The 23,342-nt window shown below is 67.4% G+C and carries 22 protein-coding genes; 12 read left to right on the forward strand and 10 right to left on the reverse strand.

Features of this window, described 5'->3' with window-relative positions; genetic code table 11:
• Positions 1-46: 46 nt before the first annotated feature.
• Genes A5733_RS11220 through A5733_RS11230 form a run of 3 tightly spaced genes read right to left on the reverse strand, consistent with a single transcriptional unit; the run spans position 47 to position 3,671 of the window.
• On the reverse strand, positions 47-1,753 hold the full coding sequence (locus tag A5733_RS11220; RefSeq protein ID WP_076240155.1) for a dihydroxy-acid dehydratase: 1,707 nt from the start codon (positions 1,751-1,753) through the stop codon (positions 47-49).
• 21 nt (positions 1,754-1,774) lie between these two features.
• A complete protein-coding gene (locus A5733_RS11225; protein ID WP_076240156.1) occupies positions 1,775-2,749 on the reverse strand; it encodes a cyclase family protein in 975 nt (324 codons plus the stop codon).
• A 16-nt stretch (positions 2,750-2,765) separates the two neighbouring features.
• Complete coding sequence (locus tag A5733_RS11230) at positions 2,766-3,671, reverse strand: carbon-nitrogen hydrolase family protein (RefSeq protein ID WP_198938771.1); 906 nt, start codon at positions 3,669-3,671, stop codon at positions 2,766-2,768.
• A gap of 120 nt (positions 3,672-3,791) precedes the next feature.
• Between A5733_RS11230 and A5733_RS11235 the strand changes: the two genes are divergently transcribed.
• From A5733_RS11235 to A5733_RS11255, 5 genes are read left to right on the forward strand one after another with little or no spacing between them, the layout of a single operon-like run.
• Positions 3,792-4,568, forward strand: coding sequence for an SDR family NAD(P)-dependent oxidoreductase (locus A5733_RS11235; protein WP_076240157.1), 777 nt, complete (start codon positions 3,792-3,794; stop codon positions 4,566-4,568).
• A 40-nt stretch (positions 4,569-4,608) separates the two neighbouring features.
• Complete coding sequence (locus A5733_RS11240) at positions 4,609-5,640, forward strand: ABC transporter permease (RefSeq protein WP_158070603.1); 1,032 nt, start codon at positions 4,609-4,611, stop codon at positions 5,638-5,640.
• A gap of 17 nt (positions 5,641-5,657) precedes the next feature.
• Positions 5,658-6,806: a substrate-binding domain-containing protein gene (locus A5733_RS11245; protein WP_076240158.1), complete on the forward strand. Its 1,149-nt coding sequence runs from the start codon at positions 5,658-5,660 to the stop codon at positions 6,804-6,806.
• A complete protein-coding gene (locus A5733_RS11250) occupies positions 6,803-9,355 on the forward strand; it encodes an ATP-binding cassette domain-containing protein (RefSeq protein WP_083666105.1) in 2,553 nt (850 codons plus the stop codon). Before A5733_RS11245 ends, A5733_RS11250 begins: the two co-directional genes overlap by 4 nt.
• A 1-nt stretch (position 9,356) precedes the next feature.
• Entirely contained in the window at positions 9,357-9,692 is a 336-nt protein-coding gene (locus A5733_RS11255; protein ID WP_067767563.1) for a WhiB family transcriptional regulator, read from the forward strand.
• On the opposite strand, the gene A5733_RS11260 is transcribed toward A5733_RS11255, so the two are convergent.
• The 4 genes from A5733_RS11260 to A5733_RS11275 form a co-directional block, all read right to left on the reverse strand.
• Entirely contained in the window at positions 9,693-10,493 is an 801-nt protein-coding gene (locus A5733_RS11260; protein ID WP_076240178.1) for a polysaccharide deacetylase family protein, read from the reverse strand. It abuts the gene before it with no gap.
• Between the two features lie 66 nt (positions 10,494-10,559).
• Positions 10,560-11,090 carry a hypothetical protein gene (locus A5733_RS11265; protein ID WP_142253928.1) on the reverse strand — a complete coding sequence of 177 codons (531 nt, stop codon included), beginning with the start codon at positions 11,088-11,090 and terminating at the stop codon, positions 10,560-10,562.
• A gap of 46 nt (positions 11,091-11,136) precedes the next feature.
• Positions 11,137-11,973 (reverse strand): LLM class F420-dependent oxidoreductase, encoded by an 837-nt coding sequence (locus A5733_RS11270; RefSeq protein WP_076240160.1) that lies wholly within the window; start codon positions 11,971-11,973, stop codon positions 11,137-11,139.
• Positions 11,970-12,527 carry a TetR/AcrR family transcriptional regulator gene (locus A5733_RS11275; protein WP_076240161.1) on the reverse strand — a complete coding sequence of 186 codons (558 nt, stop codon included), beginning with the start codon at positions 12,525-12,527 and terminating at the stop codon, positions 11,970-11,972. Before A5733_RS11275 ends, A5733_RS11270 begins: the two co-directional genes overlap by 4 nt.
• A 103-nt stretch (positions 12,528-12,630) precedes the next feature.
• On the opposite strand from A5733_RS11275, the gene A5733_RS11280 reads away from it, so the two are divergent.
• Positions 12,631-13,557 (forward strand): SDR family NAD(P)-dependent oxidoreductase, encoded by a 927-nt coding sequence (locus A5733_RS11280; RefSeq protein ID WP_076240162.1) that lies wholly within the window; start codon positions 12,631-12,633, stop codon positions 13,555-13,557.
• Between the two features lie 221 nt (positions 13,558-13,778).
• A complete protein-coding gene (locus tag A5733_RS11285) occupies positions 13,779-15,485 on the forward strand; it encodes a DEAD/DEAH box helicase (RefSeq protein WP_076240163.1) in 1,707 nt (568 codons plus the stop codon).
• A gap of 133 nt (positions 15,486-15,618) precedes the next feature.
• On the opposite strand, the gene A5733_RS11290 is transcribed toward A5733_RS11285, so the two are convergent.
• Genes A5733_RS11290 through A5733_RS11300 form a run of 3 tightly spaced genes read right to left on the reverse strand, consistent with a single transcriptional unit; the run spans position 15,619 to position 18,417 of the window.
• A complete protein-coding gene (locus tag A5733_RS11290; protein ID WP_067767544.1) occupies positions 15,619-16,434 on the reverse strand; it encodes an HAD-IIA family hydrolase in 816 nt (271 codons plus the stop codon).
• 25 nt (positions 16,435-16,459) lie between these two features.
• The gene (locus A5733_RS11295) at positions 16,460-17,908 is read right to left on the reverse strand and encodes a PH domain-containing protein (RefSeq protein ID WP_076240164.1); all 1,449 of its coding nucleotides are present in this window, start codon (positions 17,906-17,908) and stop codon (positions 16,460-16,462) included.
• Complete coding sequence (locus tag A5733_RS11300) at positions 17,905-18,417, reverse strand: PH domain-containing protein (protein ID WP_142253929.1); 513 nt, start codon at positions 18,415-18,417, stop codon at positions 17,905-17,907. Before A5733_RS11300 ends, A5733_RS11295 begins: the two co-directional genes overlap by 4 nt.
• A gap of 40 nt (positions 18,418-18,457) precedes the next feature.
• On the opposite strand from A5733_RS11300, the gene A5733_RS11305 reads away from it, so the two are divergent.
• The 5 genes from A5733_RS11305 to A5733_RS11325 form a co-directional block, all read left to right on the forward strand.
• Complete coding sequence (locus A5733_RS11305; protein WP_076240165.1) at positions 18,458-19,381, forward strand: SDR family NAD(P)-dependent oxidoreductase; 924 nt, start codon at positions 18,458-18,460, stop codon at positions 19,379-19,381.
• A gap of 2 nt (positions 19,382-19,383) precedes the next feature.
• Entirely contained in the window at positions 19,384-20,571 is a 1,188-nt protein-coding gene (gene glp / locus A5733_RS11310) for a gephyrin-like molybdotransferase Glp (RefSeq protein ID WP_076240166.1), read from the forward strand.
• A 35-nt stretch (positions 20,572-20,606) separates the two neighbouring features.
• The gene (locus A5733_RS11315; protein ID WP_076240167.1) at positions 20,607-21,305 is read left to right on the forward strand and encodes a phosphatidylserine decarboxylase; all 699 of its coding nucleotides are present in this window, start codon (positions 20,607-20,609) and stop codon (positions 21,303-21,305) included.
• 50 nt (positions 21,306-21,355) lie between these two features.
• Positions 21,356-22,165 (forward strand): CDP-diacylglycerol--serine O-phosphatidyltransferase, encoded by an 810-nt coding sequence (pssA, locus tag A5733_RS11320; protein ID WP_067767628.1) that lies wholly within the window; start codon positions 21,356-21,358, stop codon positions 22,163-22,165.
• 1 nt (position 22,166) lies between these two features.
• Positions 22,167-23,342, forward strand: a 1,176-nt coding sequence (locus A5733_RS11325) for an AAA family ATPase (RefSeq protein WP_142253930.1), incomplete at its 3' end; no start/stop codon positions are given.

Consider the following 23,342-nt stretch of genomic DNA (forward strand, 5'->3'; position numbering starts at 1 on the left):
ATGCAGCATGCGCCGTATTGGTTCCGATACGCCGTGTCGTGGCTGCTCACAGGAAAGACAGGTCGGCACCTTGACTCGCAGGCAAGACTGTTTCCTCATAGAGCCTCCGCCAACCCCGCGCGGCCCGCGGTGGAGGCGTGAACGATCGCAGCCTCTCGGCGATCTCCTCCTCGGGCACCAGCAGATCAATCGACCGGTTCGGCACGTCCAGCCGGATCAGGTCCCCGTTACGCACCACCGACAGCGGACCGCCCACGGCCGCCTCGGGATCGCAGTGCAGCACCACGGTCCCGTACGACGTGCCACTCATCCGCGCATCCGAGACGCGCACCATGTCCCGGATCCCGGCCCGGGCGAGCTTCGCGGGGATCGGCAGGGCGCCCGCCTCCGGCATCCCAGCCGCCACCGGTCCCGAAAACCGCAACACCAGTACATGTTCGGGCGTCACGTCCAGATCCGGGTCATCCAGGATCGTCGACGCATCAGCCGGATTGTCGACGACGAGCGCCGGACCGGTGTGCTGCATGAGGTGCGGGCTGGCGGCCGAGGCCTTGATGATCGCCCCGTTCGGCGCCAACGACCCCGACAACACCGCCAATGCCCCCGGCGGCCCCAGCGGATCGCCTCGGCGCCGGATCGTGTTCTGCCACTCTGCCGGTCCGTCCGTGTCCGCGATCAGCTCGCCAACCGAGCGTCCACTGACCCCGCGATGGTCGCGATGCAGTAGCGGCGCCAACTCGGTCATCAACGCCGGCACGCCACCGGCACGGTGGAAGTCCTCCATGTAGCCGGCGCCGGACGGCTTGCAATCGACCAGAAGAGGCGTGTCCGAACCGATCTTGTCGAAGTCGGCGAGCTCCAGCGATACCCCCGCCCGACGCGCGACCGCGATCACGTGGATCAGCGCGTTGGTCGAACCGCCGACCGCCGCCAACACCCGGATCGCGTTCTCGAACGCCTCACGCGTCAGCACATCCCGCGGCAGCGGTCCCCCGGTCCGGGCCAATTCCACTGCACGCCTGCCGGTCTGGGTGGCATGCCGCAACCGTGCCCCGCTCACCGCGGGCGGCGTCGCACCGCCGGGCAGCATCATGCCCAGCGCCTCGGTCAACGCCGCCATTGTCGATGCGGTTCCCATCACCGTGCAGGTTCCGGTGGTCGACACCAATTCCTGTCGCACCGAGACGATTTCGTCCCCGTCGAGTTCACCACCACGGTGCGCGCCCCAGAACCGTCGGCAGTCCGTGCACGCACCCAGCCGCTCGCCGCGCCACGAGCCAGTCATCATGGGTCCGACGACTTCGAGCATCACCGGGATGTCCGACGAGGCGGCCGCCATCAGTTGGGCCGGCACCGTCTTGTCGCAACCGCCGAGCAGCACTGCCGCATCCATCGGCAGGGCCCGGATCATCTCCTCGGTGTCCATCGCCATGAGGTTGCGGAACAACATCGTCGTCGGGGAGGTGAGGATCTCGCCGAGTGAGATCGTGGGAAAGTCCATCGGCAGCCCACCGGCCTGCTCCACCCCGCGCTTGACCGCCGCCAGCAGCGCGGGCATGTCACGGTGACAGGTGTTGTAATCGCTTTGAGTGACCGCGATCCCGATGATCGGCCGCTCGAGGCTCTCGTCGTCGTAGCCCGCGGAGGCCAGGAATGCCCTGCGCAGGTAACGGCTGAAGCCGGCATCCCCGTACGACGTCCGACTGCTGTCGACGGCCGAGGTGCCCGGCTGATACCCGGACGATTCAGACATGTAGATCCTTTCGGTGCCCCGTCAGGGCAGCAGCGGCATCGCCAGCGGACGCATGGGGGCGCCGGTTGCACCACGCACCTTCATGCAGGCGCCGATGAAGGCGAACTCGTAAAGTCCTTCCCCGGCAAGGGTTTCGCAGTCGACCACCTCCATGATGGGCACGCCCGCCTCGGCCAGCAGGTAGGTGTGCACCACCTGCCAGTTCTCGGCATCGGGCGACGGCGACTGCTCGAGTGCCAGGTTGTCACCACCGATGACGGCGGCGCCGGCCTCGGCGAGGAACTCCGCTCCCTCCCGGTTGAGGCCGGGGGCGTTGTCGATATAGCGATCGGTGTCGGGCCAGCACCTCATGCGGCCGGTGCGTACGAGCGCGACATCGCCGGGCTGGAACTCTACGTTCTGCCGCTTGAGCGCATCGGCGAGATCCTTTGCCCCGATGCCGTAGTTGTCCGGCAGCACGTCGACCCCGTGCAGACCGGCGATGTCGAACAGCACCCCGCGCGTGATGATCGGGGGAAACTTGTCGGCCCCACACTTGATCCAGTGTCGCGAGCTGATGCATTGCGCCGCTTCGTATCCGTTGAAGATCTTGCCGTGATAACCGAAGTGGTTCAGCGTGTCGATGTGGGTACCGCAGTGGGTGTACATCGACATCGCGTCGCCCGAGTACGACACCAGATGGTTCTGGTCGACGCCGACGCCGGTGATGTCGTCGAGCACGGTCCCGTTGGGTGTATGCGTCATCCACTGCTGGAATCCCGGGTCGCCGGCTTTGGTCCAGGACGGCATCCCGACGAAGTAGTCGACGGAGAGGTCGATCGCTTTGCCTCCGTCGGCGGCCCGCATCACCTCTCGTGATTTCTCGGCGCTGATCAGGTTCAGCATGCCGATCTCGTCGTCCGGGCCGAACGGACTCATGGTGATCTCGCGGAACTTCGCGGCGTGCGCGGCGATGAGGTCACGGGTGCGCTCGTCGATGATGCCGGGTCCACACATGGTGGTCTTCTCCTGCCTAACGGGTCGTGGGGTTGGCGGGCTTTGTGAGCGCCGAATACAGTTCCGGCCGGCGTCCGTCGAACACCGGAAGCGAGAACGGCGGGTCGTCGAACGTCAAGGTCTTGGTGCGGGATTGGGCGACGTCGACCGGTGCGACGGCGATCCCCTCTCCGCTTCCCGCGTCGACCAGCACCTCACCGGAGGGCGCCACCACCTGGCTGCGGCCGAGGAAGTCGGTGCCGGATTCGCGGTCGCACCGGTCGGCCACGGCCACATACACCAGATTTTCCACTGCCCGCACTCGGGTCATGTGATCGGCGAGAAAGCCCGCAGTCAACGGCCAGTTGGTCGGCATGGCAATGACATCGGCGCCACCGAGGGCCAGTTCTCTGGCCGATTCCGGGAACCTCAAATCGAAGCAGATCATGATTCCGACGCGCAGGCTGCCGATGTCGTAAACCCGGGGCGCCACACCGTCGCCGGGGTCGACGAACATGTCGGCGCCCAGCCTGGGCAGGTGCTGCTTGCGGTAGGAACCTACGATGCCGCCGGGGCCGATCAGCACGGCACCGTTGTAGACCTTGTCATCGGCACGTTCGAGTAGGCCCACCACCGCGAATGTTCCGGTGTCCGCGGCGATCTCGACGAGAGAATTGAACCGGTCGTCGGTGACGCGCAAAGCCGCGGCCTCAACCTGATCGCGCGAGTCCATCATGTAGCCGGACAGTGCGCACTCGGGAAAGACGGTCAGTGCCGCGCCCCGGGTGGCGCCCCGCCGCCACCACTGCCCGACCGACTCGATGTTGGCCTCGGGTTCACCGAGTACCGAGGGGACCTGGGCGACGGCGACGACGGCGTCCGCGGCGTCTGCGGCGCCGGCGCCGAGCGCGAATGGGCCTCGGCGTGACTCGTCGTCGGACACCGGTTTCCCCCTTCCATGAGGTCGTCGGTTCACATTGACATGCTGCATGCAGCATGTCAATGTGTGTGACGTGGGATACTCTGCGTGCTGCATGCAATGTGCTGACGGGCGGTTCTGCTGATGACTGACGCCCCATCAACCCCGACCAACACCACCCTGATCACCGGCGCTGCCAGCGGGATTGGCGCGGCCACCGCGTCCCTGCTGGCCCAGCGCGGCCACCGACTTGTGCTGGTCGACATCGACCAGCACCGTCTGGAACGGGTGGCCGACGACGTTCGAGCCGCCGGCGGTCAGGCGGTCACCGTCGTCGGCGATGTATCGCACGAACCTGCGGCCGCGGACGCACTCGCCGCGGGGTATGAAAAGTTCGGCGTGATCGACGGCCTGGTCACCTCCGCGGCCGTGATGATCTCCAAACCGTTGACCGAGACCACACTCGACGACTGGAACACGCTGCAGTCGGTCAATGTGACGGGCGTGTTCCTGATCTGCCGCGAGTTCGTGCGCCGTCTCACCGACATCGGCCGGCCAGGTTCGATCGTCAATCTGTCGTCGATCTCCGGCACGGTCGCGCTGCCGAATCAAGCCGCCTACTGCGCATCGAAAGGCGCTGTGGCGCAGCTGACCCGGCAGATCGCCGTCGAATATGCCGGACGCGGAATCCGTGCCAACGTGGTGAGTCCCGGCACCGTGGAGACCGCGCAGCTCGCGACCTACCTCGGGTCACAACCCGACCCCGACGCGGCCCGTCAAGCGCTCTATGCGGCGCACCCGATCGGGCGCGTCGCCGAAGCGCGCGAGGTGGCCTCCACCATCGCCTTCCTGCTGGGATCGGACTCCAGCTTCGTCACCGGCGCGGCCCTGGCCGTCGACGGCGGCTACACCAGCGTCTGACCGAACACTGCCCAGCACAATGCCTTTCGAGGAGCCGACCATGTCATCTCTGATGTCGAAAGCCGGGCCGGACAATCGGTTGCCGCCCGGCCCGACGCTGTTACACCGCATCCGCACCGACCGATTCATGCCGATCTGGCTGCTCGCGATCGTCGTGTTTGTGATCAGCCCGCTGATCGCGCCAGGCAGTGTGACGCCATCAGCGCTCACCGCGATGCTGCCCTTCGCCGGTGTCATGGCGATCGCCGCGCTGGGACAAACCCTGGTGATCACCCACGGCGGCATCGACCTGTCAGTGCCCGGCGTGATGGCGATATCCGCCGTCTGCGTCACCAAGCTCGCCCAGGGCGGGGAGCTGCCCACGCCGGCGTGTGTGCTGCTCGGCATCGCTGCAGGGGCTCTGTCCGGTTTGGTGATCGGCGTTGCAGTGGTGCGGTTTTCAGTTGCCGCCTTCGTGGCGTCGCTGGCGGTGAACTCATTGCTCACCGGCCTGGTGCTGGTGGTGTCCGGTGGATTCCCGGGCACCGCCCATCCTGCCGTCAGCGCCTTCGCGGTCAGCTCCTTCGCCGGGGTTCCGACGCTGTTCCTGTTGGCAACGTTGCTGGTGGTGGTCGCCCACCTGGTGTTGAAGCAGAGCGTGGCGGGTCGCCGGTTCATCGCCGTCGGCGCCGGCGTGCCGTCCGCGCGCATCGCAGGTATTCACACTTCCATCCACGGGGTGATGGCCTACGTGTTGGCCGGGACTGCCTACGCGGCCGCCGGCATGCTGCTCGCCGCCTACCTGCGCACGCCCGATTTACAGCTGGGCCAGAGCTATCAGCTCACCACCATCGCCGCCGTCGTTCTCGGTGGCACGCTCCTGCGCGGCGGCATCTCATCGATCATCGCCACCGCCGTCGCCGCTCTGTTCCTCACCCAGCTGGGACAGGTGGTGCTGGCCGCCGGTGCATCGACGGCCATGCAGTTGCTCATCCAGGCCCTGGTGCTGGCTGCCGCCATCATCCTGCGCGGCGTGGACTGGCGGCGATTCGTCAGATTCCGCAATGAACCCGTCCACCCGCAAAAGCAGTGATTGACAGGAGTATTGGCGTGCCCGATCGAATCAAGGCAACAGTGGCGGCGGTGCTCGCGGGCCTCACGTTGACGTCCTGCGCCGGGGGGCCGTTCAGCGCGCCCGCAGCATTCGAGGTCGACCCCGTCTACCTCGACCCCGAACTGAGTGGCTCGGTCGATCAGCTCCGGCCGATCACCGACTTCTGCGGCGACCGGCCCATCAAGGTCGCCCTCGCCGACGGTGTGGGTGACAACGCCTTCCGCAAGACCGCGCGTGCCGAGTTCGAGGACGAGGCCGCCAAGTGCCCAAATCTCGAAGTACTGCCCTACGCCGACGGACAGAACAACCCGCAGAAGGCGATCAGCGACATCAAGGCGCTGGTCGCCCTCGGGGTGGACGCGCTGGTGGTGTTCCCCGACGCCGGGCCGGCTCTGATACCCACCTTGCGTGAGGCTTTCGAGGCCGGTGTGGCAGTCGTGCCCTACACCGCCAGCCCCGGCGGCACCCCCGGCGTCGACTACACCACCTTCGTCGGGCACAACACCGTCACCGACGGCGCGAAATGGGCTGAATGGGTATGCAACGCACTGGGACCGAAAGGCGGCAATGCCATCTTCCTCGGCGGCACTCCGGGTAATGCGCAGAGCCTCAGCGAAATCCACGGCATCGAAGATGAGCTGGCCACCAACCCCGACTGCCGGAACGTCACCCTGCTCAACGATCCGGGCGCGCCGATCGACACCGGCTGGAACCCCGCACAGACGCAGCGTGTCGTGTCCGGCCTACTGGCCAAGTACCCCAAGATCGACGCCGTCATCACCGACTCCGGCGACAGTTCCCTCGGCGGTATCCGCGCATTCCTGCAAGCCGGCCGGCCGCTTCCGGTGTGGACGGCCAACGACAACAACGGTTTTGCGTGCGCCTACGTCGAGAACAAGCCGAAGCAGCCGCAGTTCCAGATCGTCGCCGTCACCTCGAGGACGTGGATCATCCGGCTCGCGTTGCGCAAGGCCGTCGCTGCCGCGCAGGACATTCCCGAGCCTGAGCCCGACATCGTCAACGTGCCGATCGTGATGAACTCACTGGATCCCGACCTCGACCCGACGTGCGATCCCGACCTGCCTGCCAGCGCCGTCACCTCCTCTCAGTTGAGCACCGACAAACTCGCGGAGATCTACCGATGACCCACAACACCGCCGCACCCCAACGACGCGAGGAAGGGTCGAAGTCCTTGGCGCCCAAACCCCTTCGTGGACTGTCAGTTGCGGGCGTGACCAAGACCTTCCCCGGCGTCACGGCCCTGGACAGTGTGAGCTTCGAAGCCGTGCCCGGCGAAGTGCATGCCCTGGTCGGTGGCAACGGTGCCGGTAAGTCGACGCTCATGGCGGTCGCCTCAGGCGCCCTGGCGCCCGACTGCGGCACCGTACGGATCGGCGACGACGAGCTCACCTCCGCCTCGCCCGTGGCCGCCAAGGAAGCCGGGCTGGCCATCGCCTACCAGATTCCGGCGATCCTGCCCGATCTCACCGTGGCCGAGAACCTCGCGCTGGCAGTGCCGCCGAGCCTGCGGCCGCCGCTGCGCGATCTCGACGCCTGGGCCGCCGACAAACTCAAACCGATGGGCATCCCCATCGACCCTTCGTTGCCTGCGGGTCAGGTCGGGCTGGCCGAGAAGCAGGCCATCGAGATCTGCGGTGCCCTCGCCTGCGAACCCAGCGTGCTGATTCTCGATGAGCCGACCGAGCCGTTCGCCGCCGCGGAGTCGGCGCGGCTCTTCGAACTCATCGGCGAGCTCACCGCATCCGGTGTGGCCGTCGTCTACATCAGTCACCGCCTGCCCGATGTCTTCCGTCTCGCCGATCGGATAACGGTTCTGCGGGATGGGCGGATTCGCGGCCGGTTCGCCGCCGACGACGTCTCCGAGGCCGAGATCGTCACGCTGATCGCCGGGCGCACCGTGGAGGCACTGTTCCCCGATCGCAGCGATGACCTCGGCGAGCCCGCGGTGGTTATCTCCGATTTCGGGTCCGTCGATTCCCCCGGCGTCACCACCACGATTCGCCGGCACGAGATCCTCGGGCTGGCCGGTGTTGAAGGCAACGGCCAGCGGGAATTCATCCGTGCGCTCGGCGGCGCGATCGCCTCCCACGGTGAGGTCAGCGTGGACGGTGGCCGGCTGCGCCTGTCCTCGCCGCGCGCCGCACGCGACAAGGGGATCATCCTGATGCCGCAGGAGCGCGGCATCGAGGGCATCTCACCGATTCTGTCGGTGCGCGAGAATCTTTCCCTCGTCGCGTTGCCACGAGTGTCCCGGGCGGGTTTCGTCTCTCCGGCCATCGAACGTGAACTGGCCCAGGAACAGGTGGCCGAGTTGGGCGTGAAGACAGCGAGCATCGACACCGAGGTGGGCACGCTGTCGGGCGGCAACCAGCAGAAGGTGGTGCTGGGCCGGGCCCTGCTGTCTGCGCCGGAACTCCTGCTGTGCGACGAACCCACCCAAGGCATCGATGTCGGCGTGCGCTCCGAGATCTACCACCGTCTGCGGGACGTGGCCGATTCCGGAACTCCGGTCGTTGTGCTCAGCTCCGATGATGTGGAACTGGCCGGGTTGTGCGACCGCGTGCTGGTGTTCTCCCGCGGACACGTGGTCAAGGAGCTCGTCGGCGAGGAAGTGACCGAGCACGCCATCACCGCAGCATCATTGACGGCGGGCCGCGCCGACGAGGAGGACGGCGCCGTCACCGCGCCTCGGTCCGGGCGGCCCAGCCGCTGGCAGCGCCTGCTCGCCAGCCAGCAGTCGCCGAGTTTGGTGTTGCTGGCGGCGATTCTCGCCCTGGGCGCGGTCACCACGGCAGTCAACGGCCGGTTCTTGTCCGAGTTCAACATCGCCAATGTGCTGATGCTCATGGCGCCGGTGTTGTTCCTGGCGGCCGGGCAGCTGATCGTGATGCTCACCGGCGGCATCGACCTCTCCGTGGGTCCGCTGAGCGGAACACTGGTGGTGGTCGCATCCTTCTTCATCGTCGAGGGATACGGATTCGGCTGGTGGATACTGGGATTCGTCCTGATGTTCGGCCTTGCCGCCGGGGTCGGCCTCGCCAACGGCGCAATGGTCCGATATTCCCGGGTGGTACCGGTCGTCGCGACGCTGATCACCTACACCGCGCTGCAGGGCTTGTCGCTGGTATGGCGTGACGCACCCGGCGGCGTCATCGCCCTCGACGTGGTCGAAGCTCTCAGCATGCGGGTGGGTCCATTCCCCATCGCGGTGATCATCGGCATCGCCGTCCTCGTCGGCTTCGAATTTGCCTCCCGCCGTAGTTTCTTCGGTCTACGGCTGCGCGCCTCGGGATCCGATGAGGCGGCAGCGCGCAAGCGTGGCGTCGGCGTCGATTCGGTACAGCTGCTCGCGTATCTGGCCAGCTCTGTGCTGACGGCCGTCGGTGCCCTGCTGTTGATGGCCCAGATCGGGGTGGGCGACCCCACGGCAGGCATCAGCTACACACTGACAGCCATCACCGCGGTGGTGCTCGGCGGTGCGTCGATCTTCGGCGGGCGAGGGAGTTTCGTCGGTGTGCTGTTCGGTGTCCTGCTGCTGCAGGTGATCAGCAACGCGACCATCTTCCTCAAGCTTTCACAAGCCTGGCAGTACCTGCTGGTGGGCCTGATGGCGTTGGCGGCCACCGCGGCCTACGCCCGGGTACAGCGCACCACCGCGGGCACCGGGTCGTGACATGGTCTGGAGCCGTCGCGGGACCATCACGCACGCGTCCACCGATGCCGAGGAGTGGGGCTGGCGGGTGAAAGCGTTGTGCCGCCAGCGAGATCCGTCGATTTTCTTCCACCCCGACGGGGAACGCGGGAAGGCACGACGACGTCGTCAACTGGAAGCCAAACAGGTGTGCGCACAGTGCCCGGTCTTGCGGCAATGCCGCGAACATTCCCTGGCGTTCGAGGAACCGTTTGGGATCTGGGGCGGATTGACCGAGGAGGAACGCAGCCGGATGTTGCCACCACGCGCGGTGAACCTGCGCACGCATCGTGGCCACCAAGTCGAGAACCGCGGCTGACTACCTGACCGTCCGCCCACTCGGCGTGACGAACTGCCAGCCGGCGGCCTGCATCGCGGGGATGGCAGCGGCGAAGCCGGCATGCGTGCCAGATGCGGGATGGTTCATGTGAGCGAGCACGATCGACCCGGGCGTGGCGTTCATGACGTTGGAGCGCACCGCGGCCGCCGACGCCGTCGCACCGTCGTCGGCGTTGACGCTGAATCCCAGTGGCTGTTCGCCGAGTTCATGCACGATCTCGACGCCCACGTCGTCGTAATGCGCGGTGCCGGGGCGGAACCACGTCGGCGCTTTGCCGGTCAACGCCGTCAACCGTTGATGATTACGCCAGACTTCATCGACCGCCTCATCCGCCGAGCGGGTGCCGGCGATGCCGTAGGCCGAACGTCCGGTGACCGACAGCGGCACATGCCGGGTGCCGTGGTTGCCGATCTCGAACAACGGATTTCCCGCTAATTGCCTTGCCCGGTCTGGATTTCGGTCGATCCATTTCGAGTTGAACATCAGCACCGCCGGCACCCCGTTGCGTTGCAGGGTGTCCAGAAGTGCGTCATCGCAGGCACCGTCACAGGCATCGAAGGTGAGCGCGATCTGGCGGCCGGTCGCCACGAAGGATGTGGTGATTCCAGGTAACGCCATCCCCCACTGCGTCGGCACACGTCGCTTGTTGAGCACCGCGACGGACGGTGGGTCGACGGTGTTCGGGTCGGCGTGCGCGATAAACGCTCCGGCACGCAGCGCGTAGCCGGCGGTGAACGAACCGACCGCTGTCGCCGCCAGGAAGGCACGCCTGGTGATCACCATCCGGACTGTAGGAGCGAATCTTTGTCGCAGCCCGTCTGTCAGCTGTGGGTTGGCTGGGGTCGCTCAATGTCCTTGCGACAGCACGAACAGTTCGGTACGCGCGCCGTTGCGCACCAGCAACACGGTCTCGCAGTCCGGCGGTGTGCCCCGGTAGTTGTCCGTCAGCACCTCGGCGCCGTCGACGGTTCTTGTGCTGACCGTCAGTTCCGTGCCCGCAGCGCAGTGGAATTGCGGATTCGCGGCGAAGTCCGTGGCGACGATCTCGTAATCGCAGGCGACACTCCGCAGCGCCGGGAAATCCGGGTTTGACTCTGCGAGGGCATGTTTCGCATTGTCAAAGCTTCCGTCGGTCGAATAGCGGCCCCGATAGAAATCCGCCCCGACGAACATCCGATCGACGGTCATTTTCTCGAAGGTGAAGCCATCCGGGATTTCGATGCCGCGATGTTCCATTGCCTCGGCCGCCGTGGCGGCGTCGAGATCATGCGCACCGAGGGCGTCGTCGTTACCGAAGGAGAGCCCAAACACGACGACCGCAGCCACGATCAACACACCGAACCCGCCCGCCAGCACCGCGAACGCGATCAACGCCACGATCCACCAGTTCGTCCCCCGCTTCATCCGCTGAGATCGGCCCGGCTCAGTTTCCCGACTGATACGTCTGCACCTGCGCGGCGTAGTCGTCGAGCAGCCGAAGCGATTCGTCCTTGCCCACAGACGGCAGGAACAAGCCGAGTTGGCCGAAGCCGAGGTCCTCTGCGGCGTGCCAGTAATCAGGTTTGATCGGCGTTCCGAACATCGCCAACGGCACGTCATGGCCGGCACCGTCGCGCATCTGCGTGATACGTGTAGCCAGCTCATGACGCGGGAGCGGATTCGAAATCCAGCCGGCGCCATGGCGAATCACGCGTTTGACCGTGGCGTTCGAATTGCCACCGATATAGATCGGCGGATGAGGCTTATGGACCGGCTTGGGTCGGCAATAGGACGAATCGAAGTTGACGTAGGTGCCGTGGTATTCGGCGGGCTCGTTGGTCCACAGTGCCTTGACGGCCTCGATGCTCTCGTCGAGCCGGGCACCACGGGTCTTCGGATCCGTGCCGTGGTCGCGCATCTCCTCGAGGTTCCAGCCGGCGCCGACGCCGAACACGAACCGCCCGCCGGAGATGAGGTCGATGCTGGCGGCTTCTTTGGCGGCGTGGATCGGATCGCGCTGAATCAGCAGAGCGACGCCGGTGAAGAGTTGGATGTGTGAGGTGACTGCCGCCGCGGCGGCAAGGGTGACGAAGGGATCGAGCGTGTTGTAGTACCACGCGGGCAGGTCGCCGCCCTCGGGGTATGGGGATTCCCGACTCACCGGGATGTGACTGTGCTCGGCCACGATGAGTGACGCGAAACCGCGTTCCTCGATCGCCTGCGCCAAGGAGACGGGGTCGATGCTGTCGTCGTCGACGAAAGTGGATATCCCGAACTTCATTTTCTCGACGCTACTCGCGTCCGCAATCCGTCGAACACCACCGAGGTGACCCGCTCGGCCACGTCGTCGTTGTAACTCTGCATGGCCTGACAACCCACCAACAGCGCCTTGACGTCGGCGACCGTGACATCACTGCGCACCGTGCCGGCGTCCTGTCCAGCGGCCAGCAGATCCCCCAGCACGGAAAGATATTCGTCCTCGGCTTCGGGCACTACGGTTTTGACGTCGATCCCGAGGCCGGCGAGTGCGTCGACCAGTCCGCGGTCAGCTGCACCCCACTGCAGCACCATCGAGCGCAGGAACGTGAACAACGCGTCGGCGGCCGGTTCCTCGGCGAGCATGGTGCGCCCGTCGTCGACCACACCGCGGATCCGGTCCGCGATCACGGCGCGGTACAGATCCTCTTTGGTCGGAAAGTGTCGGTACACGGTGCCCGCGCCGACCCCGGCCCGACGCGCAATCTCGTCGATCGGCACCGACAGCCCATCTGCCGCGAATGTCTCGTAGGCGACCTCGAGCACCCGGGCCCGGTTTCGCGCCGCGTCCGCACGCATCCGTCCTCACCTCACACAACCATTGACAAACCGGGGCGGCCGTTCCGTATAGTCGGGACAAAACCGGAGAGTTCGCTCCGGTTAGTCCCTTCAGGAGTCTCTCATGGCCAAGTGGACCACCGTCGCCATTCCGGACCAAACCGGCCGCACGGCCGTCATCACCGGGGCCAATACCGGCCTGGGACTCGAAACCGCCAAGGCCTTGGCCGCCAAGGGCGCTCACGTCGTCCTCGCCGTCCGCAATCTCATCAAGGGCGAGGCCGCAGCCGAATGGATCTCCCGGTCGGTGCCCGGCGCGGACCTGCACCTGCAGCATCTCGACCTGGGTTCACTGGCATCGGTGCGCGACGCGGCCGACCAACTCAAAGACAAATACGACCGTATCGACCTGCTGATCAACAACGCCGGGGTGATGACGCCGCCGAAGGAGCTCACCACCGACGGGTTCGAGCTGCAGTTCGGCACCAACCATCTCGGCCACTTCGCCTTCACGGGTCTGCTGCTCGATCGCCTGCTGCCAGTTGTCGGCTCCCGCATCGTGACGGTGAGCAGCATCGGCCACCGCTTCGCCCGCGGCGGCATCCGGTTTGACGATCTGCAGTGGGAGCGCGGCTACAACCGGCTCGGCGCCTACGGGCAGTCCAAACTGGCCAATTTGATGTTCACCTACGAGCTGCAACGCCGCCTCGTCGGTCAGCACACCACGGCGCTGGCGGCCCACCCCGGCGGATCCGACACCGAACTCGCGCGTCATCTGCCGAACGCCGTACAGCGCGCCGTCCCGCTGCTGCGTCCGGTGTTCCAGGAGGCCGCGATGGGCGCGTTGCCGACGCTGCGCGCGGCGACGGACCCGAGCGCCCTGGGCGGTCAGTACTACGGCCCAGATGGCCTTGGCCAGCAGAAGGGCCATCCGCAACTGGTCACCTCCAGTGAGCGGTCCTACGACCTCGATCAGCAACGCCGACTGTGGGCGGTGTCCGAGGAGCTGACCGGGGTGACGTATCCGGTCCTCAGCGGGACGCACGCCTGACCGCGTCACCGGTTTCTACGCCACGGTTGCTGCGCCGCGGCGCGAGTGACCCTCCAGTAGAAATCGGCGACAGGGCGACGAGGCGAGGGGCAGCACCACCAGCACCCACGGCCGAAGCCGCCCCTGAACAATCCCCAGCGACACGCCCGGCGCCGTCCTGCAGATATGCGCTGACGTAACGCCCTGCCATAGACTGCTTTCCGACCGAGAGGAGTCCTTGGGTGCGGGCTGATGCAGCGCCCAGCACCCAGGCACTGCGGGGCTGGCAGCGCAAGGCGCTGGTGAAGTATTTGACCGCGAAACCGCGGGACTACCTGGCGGTGGCCACCCCCGGCGCCGGTAAGACCACGTTTGCGCTGCGGATCGCGGCCGAATTGCTCAATGACCGCACCGTCGACGCGGTCACCGTGGTCGTTCCCACCGAACACCTCAAGATCCAGTGGGCGCAATCGGCGGCACGCAACGGCATCGCGCTCGACCCGAAGTTCAGCAACTCCAACTCCCAGACGTCGGCGGAGTACCACGGCGTCGTCGTCACCTACGCCCAGGTGGCCAGCCATCCCACCCGGCATCGCGTCCGCACCGAGAACCGCAAGACGTTGGTGATCTTCGACGAGATCCACCACGGCGGTGACTCGAAGAGTTGGGGCGACGCGATGCGTGAAGCATTCGACGACGCGACACGGCGGCTGGCTCTCACCGGTACCCCGTTCCGCAGCGACGACAGCCCGATCCCGTTCGTCAACTACGAGCCCGACGAGGCCGGGTACCAGCGCTCGCATGCCGACCACGTGTACGGCTACGCCGATGCGCTCGCCGACGGCGTGGTCCGGCCCGTGGTCTTCCTGGCCTATTCGGGAGAAGCCCGCTGGCGCGACAGTGCCGGCGAGGAGCATGCGGCCCGGCTGGGCGAACCGCTGACCGCCGAGCAGACCGCACGAGCCTGGCGCACCGCCCTGAATCCGGCCGGCGAGTGGATGCCGGCGGTCATCGCCGCGGCCGATAAGCGGTTGCAGCAGAAGCGTCAACACGTGCCCGACGCCGGCGGCATGATCATCGCCACCAACCAGACCACCGCCCGCGCCTACGCCGACCTGCTCACCAAGATCACCGGCGAGGTGCCCACCGTGGTGCTCTCCGACGATCCGAGCGCGTCCGACCGGATCAGCCAGTACTCGGCGGGCACCAGCCGCTGGCTGGTCGCGGTGCGCATGGTGTCCGAAGGCGTGGACGTGCCCCGGCTGTCGGTCGGGGTGTACGCCACGAGTGCGTCGACACCGTTGTTCTTCGCCCAGGCCATCGGCCGGTTCGTGCGGTCGCGCCGCGCCGGTGAGACCGCGAGCATCTTCTTGCCGTCGGTCCCCAACCTGCTGCTGCTGGCCAGCGAGATGGAAGCGCAACGCAACCACGTGCTGGGCAAGCCGCACCGCGAATCCGACGGCCTCGATGACGAGGCACTCGAAGCCGCCGAGAAGCGCCAGGACGAGAAGAGCGAACTGGAGAACGGCTTCGAGTACCTCGGTGCCGACGCCGAACTGGACCAGGTCATCTTCGACGGCGCCTCGTTCGGTACCGCGACCCCGGCCGGCAGCGACGAGGAAGCCGACTACCTGGGCATCCCCGGCCTGCTCGATGCCGAACAGATGCGAGATCTCTTGCGCCGCAGGCAAGATGAACAGCTGACAAAGCGTTCGGCCGAGGCCGCGGTGTCAGGTGGGCCACCGCCGTCACGCACCACGCACGGCCAGTTGCGCGAGCTGCGCCGCGAACTCAACGCCCTGGTGACCATCGCCCATCACCGCACCGGCAAACCGCACGGCTGGATTCACAACGAGCTGCGACGCATCTGCGGTGGCCCTCCGGTGGCGGCTGCGACGACCGATCAGCTCAAGGCACGCATCGAGGCCGTTCGGGATCTGAGAGCCTGAGAGCAGTCGCAGAGTCGGGCGGGCCCGACGCCGATTTCCACCCCAGGGTCGCGCTCGCCCGAAAACCACGACCCTGGTGTAGAAAACGGCGCGACGGCCGCGACGGCGCAGCGGTGCACCCCGGCAGAAGGCCCTACAGCCCCAACAACTCCGGAAGATCGGCCACCGAGTCGATGACGTGGTTGGGTTGCATGGCGAATTCGTCTGTGGCCCAACGGTCCAGCGTGGCCTGACGGAATTTCCCGGTGCGCACCAGCACGCCGGCCATCCCCACCACCTGCGCGGCCAGCACATCGTTGTTGAGGTCGTCGCCGATCATGTACATCTCTTCGGGGTCGACGCCAAGGCGGTTGGCCGCGGCCAGAAACCCTTCCGGGGCCGGCTTGCCGACGGCGGTGGCCTTACGGCCGGAGGTCTGCTCCATGCCGGCCAGATACATGCCGGTGTCCACCCGCAGTCCGTCGGTGGTGTTCCACGCGGTGCTGCGGTGCATCGCCACGACCGGGACTCCTTGAGACATCCAGTCGTACACCCAGCTCAGCGTCAGGTGGTTGTACTCCGGGCCGGCGCCGCCGAGCAGAACCACGTCGGGGGTTTCCGGCGCGCGTGGCCCATGACAATCGCCGGAGTAGACGACGTCGACGCCCGGCATGTCCTCGTCGATGTGCCCGCTGTTGACGAGAAAACATCGTGCCCCTGGATAGCGGTCACGCACATATTCGGCCGTGAGCGCGGCGGCGGTGATCACCTCGTCGGGGGCGACGTCCATGCCGGCCGCGGTCAACAGGTCGGCGATCTGTGCCCGGGTGCGGGTGGTGGTGTTGGTCAGGTACGACCGGGCAATCTGGTGTTGGGCCAATACCCGCAATGTCGCTGCCGCGCCGTCGATGGGCTGCCAGGAGGTCACCAGCACACCATCGATGTCGAACAGCACCCCACCGATAGCCATGCAGCGACAGTAAACGTCGGCGAAGTCAGCGCAAGTCGGGGCCTGCCCATGCATTGTCGGCCACCCACGGTGAGGCTACCGCCACCACCGACCAGGCCTGGGCCGCGGGGATGTCGATCACGGTGTAGCGCTTCTCCCCCGCCGCGGTCGCCGCGATCAGGGTGGCCACGCCGGCTCGGCGCTGAAAGAACGTCTGGCGCACCGTCCATCCGATGATCCCGGCGGTCTGCAGGCAGTCGCGACGACGTTGCAGGGAGCCGGACCGGGCGACCAGCCAGCCGTCACGCACCAGGTGCCCCAGTGAGCGGGCCCGATCCGCGGCCAGCAGACAGGCGCACGCCGTGATGAGCGCCCACAGCACCCACACCCATACCGGCACCCCGACGGCCGGCATCACCGCACCCACGAGCAGTGGCAACGCCAGGGCACGGGTCCAGCGCCGGCGCAGCGCCGCCGAACCGTGGGCCACCAGCGGTGCCTCCACGGCGCCGGGATCGTCGATCAGGTCGGCCAGCACGGCGCGGGCGGTACCGGCGGGGCAGGGCGGCAGCAGCAGCGATGCCTCGCCTTCGCCACCCACGCCGGTCATCACGGCGTCCAGGCGGGCACCACCGAAAGCCCGGACCAGCAGCGGCTCGCGCAGGGTGCCGCCGCGCAGCCGACGCATGTCGTAGGTGTGCTCACGTAGGCGTAACAAGCCGTGCTGAAGGTGTAGCACCTCGGAATCTCGACGCAGGATCAGATTCCCGTACGTCACAAGTGATCTGAGCACCGACAACACCACCGAGGCCACCAAGACTCCGATGACGGCCACCACCACGGTGACCAGCACACCAAGCCGTTCAGCGAACGCGACACCAGATCGTGCGAGCTGCGAATCCTGCAGCGCCGCACCGACTCCAGCTTGGTAGATCACCCCCGCGGCGGCCGCGATCATGGCCAGACCGGTGAAACTCAGCGGGCTGTAGCGCAGCCAGGACAATTGCCACCGAGCCAGCACCCGCCCCGTGGGGGCGTCGGCGGCCGGTACGGCATCGGCCAGCAGGATCGCCCGCAGGCGGGGCACCTGCTCGGCCTGGACCGCGTCGAGGGCGAACTCGGTGTCGCCCTTGGCTTTCTGGCCGGTGCTGATCCGCAGCACGGTCAACCCGAGCACGCGGTGCAGCACGCGGGCGTCCGTCGACACCGATCGAATGCGGTTGCGTGGCACCGACAACACCTTGCGTTGGACGAGACCGGTGCGCAGTTGGACCTCGTCCGGCTCGATGCGGTAGCCGGTGGTGAACCATCGCGCCATACCGACGGCAATAGTCAACGCGATCGCGGCGACGGTCCAGCCGGCGTTACCGGTGGCCGATCCGAGCACCACCGAACCCACGAGCAGTGGAATCTGTTGCAGCACCTCGTGAACCGGGTGCACCAGCAGCATGCGCGGGCTCAGCCGCTGCCAGGACGGCCCAGCCGGCGCCGTCACGTGGCGTCCTGTTCACCGATCGCCGCGATGTCGGTCAGCTGGGCCACCACCTGCTCGGCGACGGCGTCGTCCAGCGCCACGATGCGCACCGCACCGGCCGAGGACGCCGTCGTCACCGTCACGTTGGCCAGGCCGAACAACCGATCCAGCGGGCCACGGTAGGTGTCCACGGTTTGTACCCGCGAGATCGGCGCGATGCGCCGCTCCTGCACGATCCACCCGGTGCGGGTGTACACCGCGGGTGTCCCGGAGCCGACGTTGACGTCCCACCGGTGCACGCGGTAGCGCCACATCGGTACGACGACGATGAACAGCACCGCACCCAGCACGGTGACGATCGCGGCCACACCGTGCAGCCACATCATCCGCCGGTCCAGAGCCAGCCAGATCACCTGGGCGAGAGTCAGAAACACCCACGGGATCGCGGCGCTCAAGGCCCACACCAGTGGGGCCTTACGGCTGGGGGGATGCGCCGGATCACCCAACGTCACCGCCGGAACATTGTCCATGACCCGAGCATGCCCCAAGGCTGCCCGTAGAGTTCGACGCATGAGCGCCAATTCCAAGTGGACCGAGGCCGACGTTCCCGATCAGTCCGGCCGGATTGCCATCGTGACCGGCTCCAACACCGGGCTGGGCTATGAGACCGCGCGTGTGCTCGCTGCCAAGGGTGCGCACGTCGTCATCGCGGTACGCAATCTGGACAAGGGCCGTGATGCCGTCGAGCGGATCACCAAAGCGGTGCCGAAAGCGGACCTGAGGCTGCAGAAGCTCGATGTGGGCTCGTTGGACTCGGTCCGGGCCGGGGCGGACGAATTGAAGGCTGCCTATCCGCGGATCGACCTGCTGATCAACAACGCCGGAGTGATGTACCCACCGAAGCAGACCACCGTGGACGGTTTCGAGCTGCAGTTCGGCACCAACCATCTCGGCGCGTTCGCGCTGACCGGGCTGTTGCTCGATCACCTGTTGCCGGTCGAGGGATCGCGCGTGGTGGCAGTGGCCAGCATCGCCCATGACATCCAGGCGGGCATCCACTTCGACGACTTGCAGTGGGAACGCAGTTACAACCGGGTCGCCGCGTACGGGCAGTCCAAGTTGTCGAACCTGCTGTTCACCTATGAGCTGCAGCGTCGTCTGGCGGCCAAGCACGCGCCGACGATCGCGGTGGCCGCCCATCCGGGGATCTCGGACACCGAACTGACCCGCCACATTCCCGGGGCCGGGTTGCCCGGCGTCAGCCAGATCACCGCCCTGGTCACCAACAGCGCGCTCAAGGGTGCGCTGGCCACCCTGCGTGCCGCGACCGATGCCGGCGTGCAAGGCGGCCAGTACTACGGGCCCGATGGCTTCCGAGAATTGCGCGGCTATCCGAAGCTCGTGAAATCCAGCAAGCAGTCGCACGACGAGGAGCTGCAGCGCCGGTTGTGGGCGGTGTCCGAAGAGCTCACCGGCGTCAGCTTCCCGGTGTGACCATGCGGACCGTCGAAGAACACCAGCACGTCGTCGCCGAGCTGATCAAAAGCCGCGAGGCACAAGAACTTCCACTCAACGACACGCTCGGGCTGGTGCTGGCCGCCGAGATCGTCGCCCCGCTGTCGCTGCCCGGGTTCGACAACTCCGCGATGGACGGATACGCCGTGGTGGCTGACGACGTGGCGACCGCCACCGAGGGCGCCCCGGTGCGGTTGCCGGTCGCCGAGGACATCCCCGCCGGCCGCACCGATCTGTTGACGTTGCAGCCCGGCACGGCCCACCGCATCATGACCGGGGCGCCGTTGCCGTCGGGTGCCACCGCGGTGGTTCCCGTCGAGGCCACCGACGGCGCCACCGATACCGTCACCATCCGCGCGAGCGCCCGGGCCGGCCAGCACATCCGTCGGGCCGGCGAGGACGTCACCGCCGGGACCGTGGTACTGCGGGCCGGTCAGGTGATCACCCCGGCCGCGCTGGGGCTGGCCGCGGCGTTGGGCCTGCCCACGCTCCCGGTGGTGCCGCCGATGCGCGTCGTGGTGATGTCCACCGGAACCGAGCTGGTGGCCCCGGGCACCGAGCTGCAGCCGGGACAGATCTATGAGTCGAACGCGGTCATGTTGGCCGCGGCGGTCCGTGATGCCGGCGCGCAGGCCACCATCGCGCCGATGTCCGCCGACGACGTCGACGCCTTCCGCGCCGGGCTGGCCGCCCACGCGCGTGATGCCGATCTGATCATCACCACCGGCGGCGTGAGCGCAGGCGCCTACGAGGTGGTCAAGGATGCGTTGTCGGATCAGGTGGAGTTCGTCAAGGTGGCGATGCAGCCCGGTATGCCCCAGGGCGCGGGCACCGTGAACGGCGTGCCGATCATCACGCTGCCCGGCAACCCGGTGAGCGCGCTGGTGTCCTTCGAGGTGTTCGTCCGCTCCCCGCTGCGCGCGGCCATGGGCCACGCCGCAGCCGACCGACCACGACGCACCGCGCAGCTGACCGAGGACCTCATGTCTCCGCGCGGGAAACGGCAGTTCCGCCGCGGTGTGCTGACCGGGGATTCGGTCAGCAGCTACGGCCCGCCGGCGTCGCATCATCTGCGGTGGCTCGCCTCGGCGAACTGCTTGCTGGAGATCGACGAGGACGTCACCGAACTTACGGCCGGGTCAGCAGTTCCCGTCTGGGACCTGAGCTAGCGAATCCGCCACGGTCCGCACGTAGAATCCTCCCGATGGCCAGACGCCCTGATCTCCAATCCGGCCCAGAACGCCTTGCGGCGCTGGTGCGATCCAGTGTTCCGCCGATGCATTCGGCGGGCCTACCGTTTGTCGGCGCCAGCCTCGCCGTCGCTGCCCTGGGCCGCAAGCGCCGCTGGGTACGACGCGCGGGCCTGTTGGCGGCCGGGGCGAACGCCGCGTTTTTCCGTCATCCGCCGCGGGTGCCGCCGACGCGCCCCGGCGTGGTGGTGGCGCCGGCCGACGGGCTGGTGTGTCTGATCCAGGACGCCATGCCACCGGCCGAGCTGGGCCTGCCCGCCACGCCGCTGCCGCGGGTCAGCATCTTCCTGTCGGTGCTCGACGCCCATGTGCAGCGCGCCCCGATCGGCGGTGACGTGGTGGCCGTGCAGCACCGCCCGGGCCGCTTCCACTCGGCCGAGCTCGAAGCCGCCAGTGAGGACAACGAACGCAACAGCGTCGTCATCCGTACCGCCGACGGCGTTGAGGTGATCGCGGTGCAGATCGCCGGGTTGGTGGCCCGGCGCATCGTGTGCAACGCCCACGTCGGCGACAAACTCGCGATCGGCGAAACCTATGGATTGATCCGGTTCGGCTCCCGGCTCGACACCTACCTGCCCGCCGGGTCCAAACTGCTCGTCAGCAATGGGCAGCGGACGCTGGCCGGGGAAACCGTTCTGGCGGAGTTGCCGTGATCAAGGCCCGCGTCAAGCCGCGCATCAAACCGCCCACGTTCACGGTGCGGATGCTGCCCAGCGCGATGACGGTGGCCGCAATCTGTCTGGGCTTGTCTGCGGTCAAGATGGCGCTGGACAACCGGCCCACCGAGTCGATGGCGTTTCTGGCGGTCGCGGCGATCCTCGATGCGCTCGACGGGCGGGTGGCCCGCATGCTCAATGCCACCTCCAAGATGGGCGAGGAGATCGACTCTCTGGCCGATGCGGTGAATTTCGGTGTGGCACCGGCCTTCATCGTCTACGGCACCCTGCTGTCGCACTCCCGCATCGGTTGGATCGTGGTGCTGCTGTACGCGGTGTGCATCGTGCTGCGGTTGGCCCGGTTCAACGCGCTGCTCGACGTGGACCAGCCGGCGTACGAGAAGGAGTACTTCGTCGGCATGCCCGCACCGGCGGGTGCCATCGGCGCGATCGGCCTGCTGGCCGCCAAAATGCAGTTCGGCGAAGGGTGGTGGACCAGCGAGTGGGCGGTGTCGATCTGGATGATCGGCGTCTCGCTGCTGGTGGTCAGCCGGATCCCGATGCGCAAGATCCACACCTTCTCGGTACCGCCGAACATGGTGGCCCCACTGTTGGCACTGGTCGCCATCGGCGTCGCCGCCTCGGTGTTCTACGGCTACATCGTGATCATGGTGATCATCGTCGCCTACGTGATCCACATCCCGTTCGCCATCCGCACCAAGAAGTGGGTGGCCAGCCACCCCGAGTCCTGGGACGACAAGCCGCGGCAGCGACGCGCCGCCCGGCGGGCGATCCGGCGCGGACAACCGCACCGCCGGTCGATGGCGCGCCTCGGTCTCAGGAAGCCGGGACGCTGACATGTCGCAGCTCGAGGTCGACGAAGAACCGGCACTCGGACACCTGCGCCTCACCGCGCGGCTGAACACCTCGGCGCTCGATTCACGACGGGGCGTGGTGCGGCTACATCCCGAGGCGATCGCCGCGTTGGGTCTTCGCGAGTGGGACGCCGTCTCCCTGACCGGGTCACGGACCACCGCAGCCGTCGTCGGCGTCGCTCCCGCCGGTACACCCAGCGGCACCGCACTGCTCGACGACGTCACCTTGTCCAACGCCGGAATCCGCGAGAACGCCACGGTGATCGTGTCGCCGGTGACGGTGTACGGCGCCCGCGCGGTCACGGTGAGCGGGTCCAAACTGGCCACCGACTCGATCTCGTCGGCAACCCTGCGCCAGGCGCTTCTGGGCAAGGTGATGACGGTCGGCGACACGGTGTCGCTGCTGCCTCGCGATCTGGGACCGGGTACCTCGACCTCGGCGGCGACCGCGGCGCTGGCGTCGTCGGTCGGCATCACGTGGACCTCGGAACTGTTGACGGTCACCGGTGTCGATCCGGGCGGTCCGGTGAGCATCCAGCCCAACTCGGTGGTGTCGTGGGGGCCCGGCCTTGAGCCCGCGACATCGACGGCGGCGACGGATTCCACTGGCGCCCACACGGTCAGCCCCGCACGCAGCGAGCCCACGGTCAGCTTCGACGATCTCAAAGGCGCCCATACCCAGGCCGGAAAGCTCACCGAATGGCTCAAGCTGTCCCTCGACGAGCCGCAATTACTCGAGACCCTCGGCGCCACACCCCATCTCGGGGTGCTGGTGACCGGCCCCGCCGGCGTCGGCAAGGCCACCATGGTGCGGACGGTGTGCAGTGAGCGCCGGCTGGTGGAGCTCGACGGGCCCGAGGTGGGGGCACTGGCCGCCGACGATCGGCTGAGCCGGGTGTCCAACGCGGTGGCCACGGTGCGCGACGGTGGCGGGGTGCTGCTGATCTCCGACATCGACGCACTGCTGCCGGCTGCCGCCGACCGGGCCCCCGAACCGGTGGCCGCCCTGATCATCGCCGAGCTGCGGGACGCGGTCGCCACCGCCGGGGTGGCCTTCGTCGCGACGTCGGCCGTTCCCGTCGGGGTGGACCCGCGCTTGCGCGCGCCCGGAGTGTGCGACCGCGAACTGGCCCGGCCCCAGCCCGCCGCCCCCCCCCCC

Source organism: Mycobacterium sp. NS-7484 (genome assembly GCF_001953975.1).
Taxonomy (GTDB): Bacteria; Actinomycetota; Actinomycetes; order Mycobacteriales; family Mycobacteriaceae; genus Mycobacterium.

Bases quoted from the DNA above. Each gene is read 5' to 3' on its own strand.
- A5733_RS11220 (WP_076240155.1), bottom strand. From the start codon at position 1,753: ATGTCTGAATCGTCCGGGTATCAGCCGGGCACCTCGGCCGTCGACAGC.
- A5733_RS11225 (WP_076240156.1), bottom strand. From the start codon at position 2,749: ATGTGTGGACCCGGCATCATCGACGAGCGCACCCGTGACCTCATCGCC.
- A5733_RS11235 (WP_076240157.1), top strand. From the start codon at position 3,792: ATGACTGACGCCCCATCAACCCCGACCAACACCACCCTGATCACCGGC.
- A5733_RS11240 (WP_158070603.1), top strand. From the start codon at position 4,609: ATGTCATCTCTGATGTCGAAAGCCGGGCCGGACAATCGGTTGCCGCCC.
- A5733_RS11250 (WP_083666105.1), top strand. From the start codon at position 6,803: ATGACCCACAACACCGCCGCACCCCAACGACGCGAGGAAGGGTCGAAG.
- A5733_RS11255 (WP_067767563.1), top strand. From the start codon at position 9,357: ATGGTCTGGAGCCGTCGCGGGACCATCACGCACGCGTCCACCGATGCC.
- A5733_RS11270 (WP_076240160.1), bottom strand. From the start codon at position 11,973: ATGAAGTTCGGGATATCCACTTTCGTCGACGACGACAGCATCGACCCC.
- A5733_RS11275 (WP_076240161.1), bottom strand. From the start codon at position 12,527: ATGCGTGCGGACGCGGCGCGAAACCGGGCCCGGGTGCTCGAGGTCGCC.
- A5733_RS11280 (WP_076240162.1), top strand. From the start codon at position 12,631: ATGGCCAAGTGGACCACCGTCGCCATTCCGGACCAAACCGGCCGCACG.
- A5733_RS11290 (WP_067767544.1), bottom strand. From the start codon at position 16,434: ATGGCTATCGGTGGGGTGCTGTTCGACATCGATGGTGTGCTGGTGACC.
- A5733_RS11300 (WP_142253929.1), bottom strand. From the start codon at position 18,417: ATGGACAATGTTCCGGCGGTGACGTTGGGTGATCCGGCGCATCCCCCC.
- A5733_RS11305 (WP_076240165.1), top strand. From the start codon at position 18,458: ATGAGCGCCAATTCCAAGTGGACCGAGGCCGACGTTCCCGATCAGTCC.
- glp (WP_076240166.1), top strand. From the start codon at position 19,384: ATGCGGACCGTCGAAGAACACCAGCACGTCGTCGCCGAGCTGATCAAA.
- A5733_RS11315 (WP_076240167.1), top strand. From the start codon at position 20,607: ATGGCCAGACGCCCTGATCTCCAATCCGGCCCAGAACGCCTTGCGGCG.
- pssA (WP_067767628.1), top strand. From the start codon at position 21,356: ATGCTGCCCAGCGCGATGACGGTGGCCGCAATCTGTCTGGGCTTGTCT.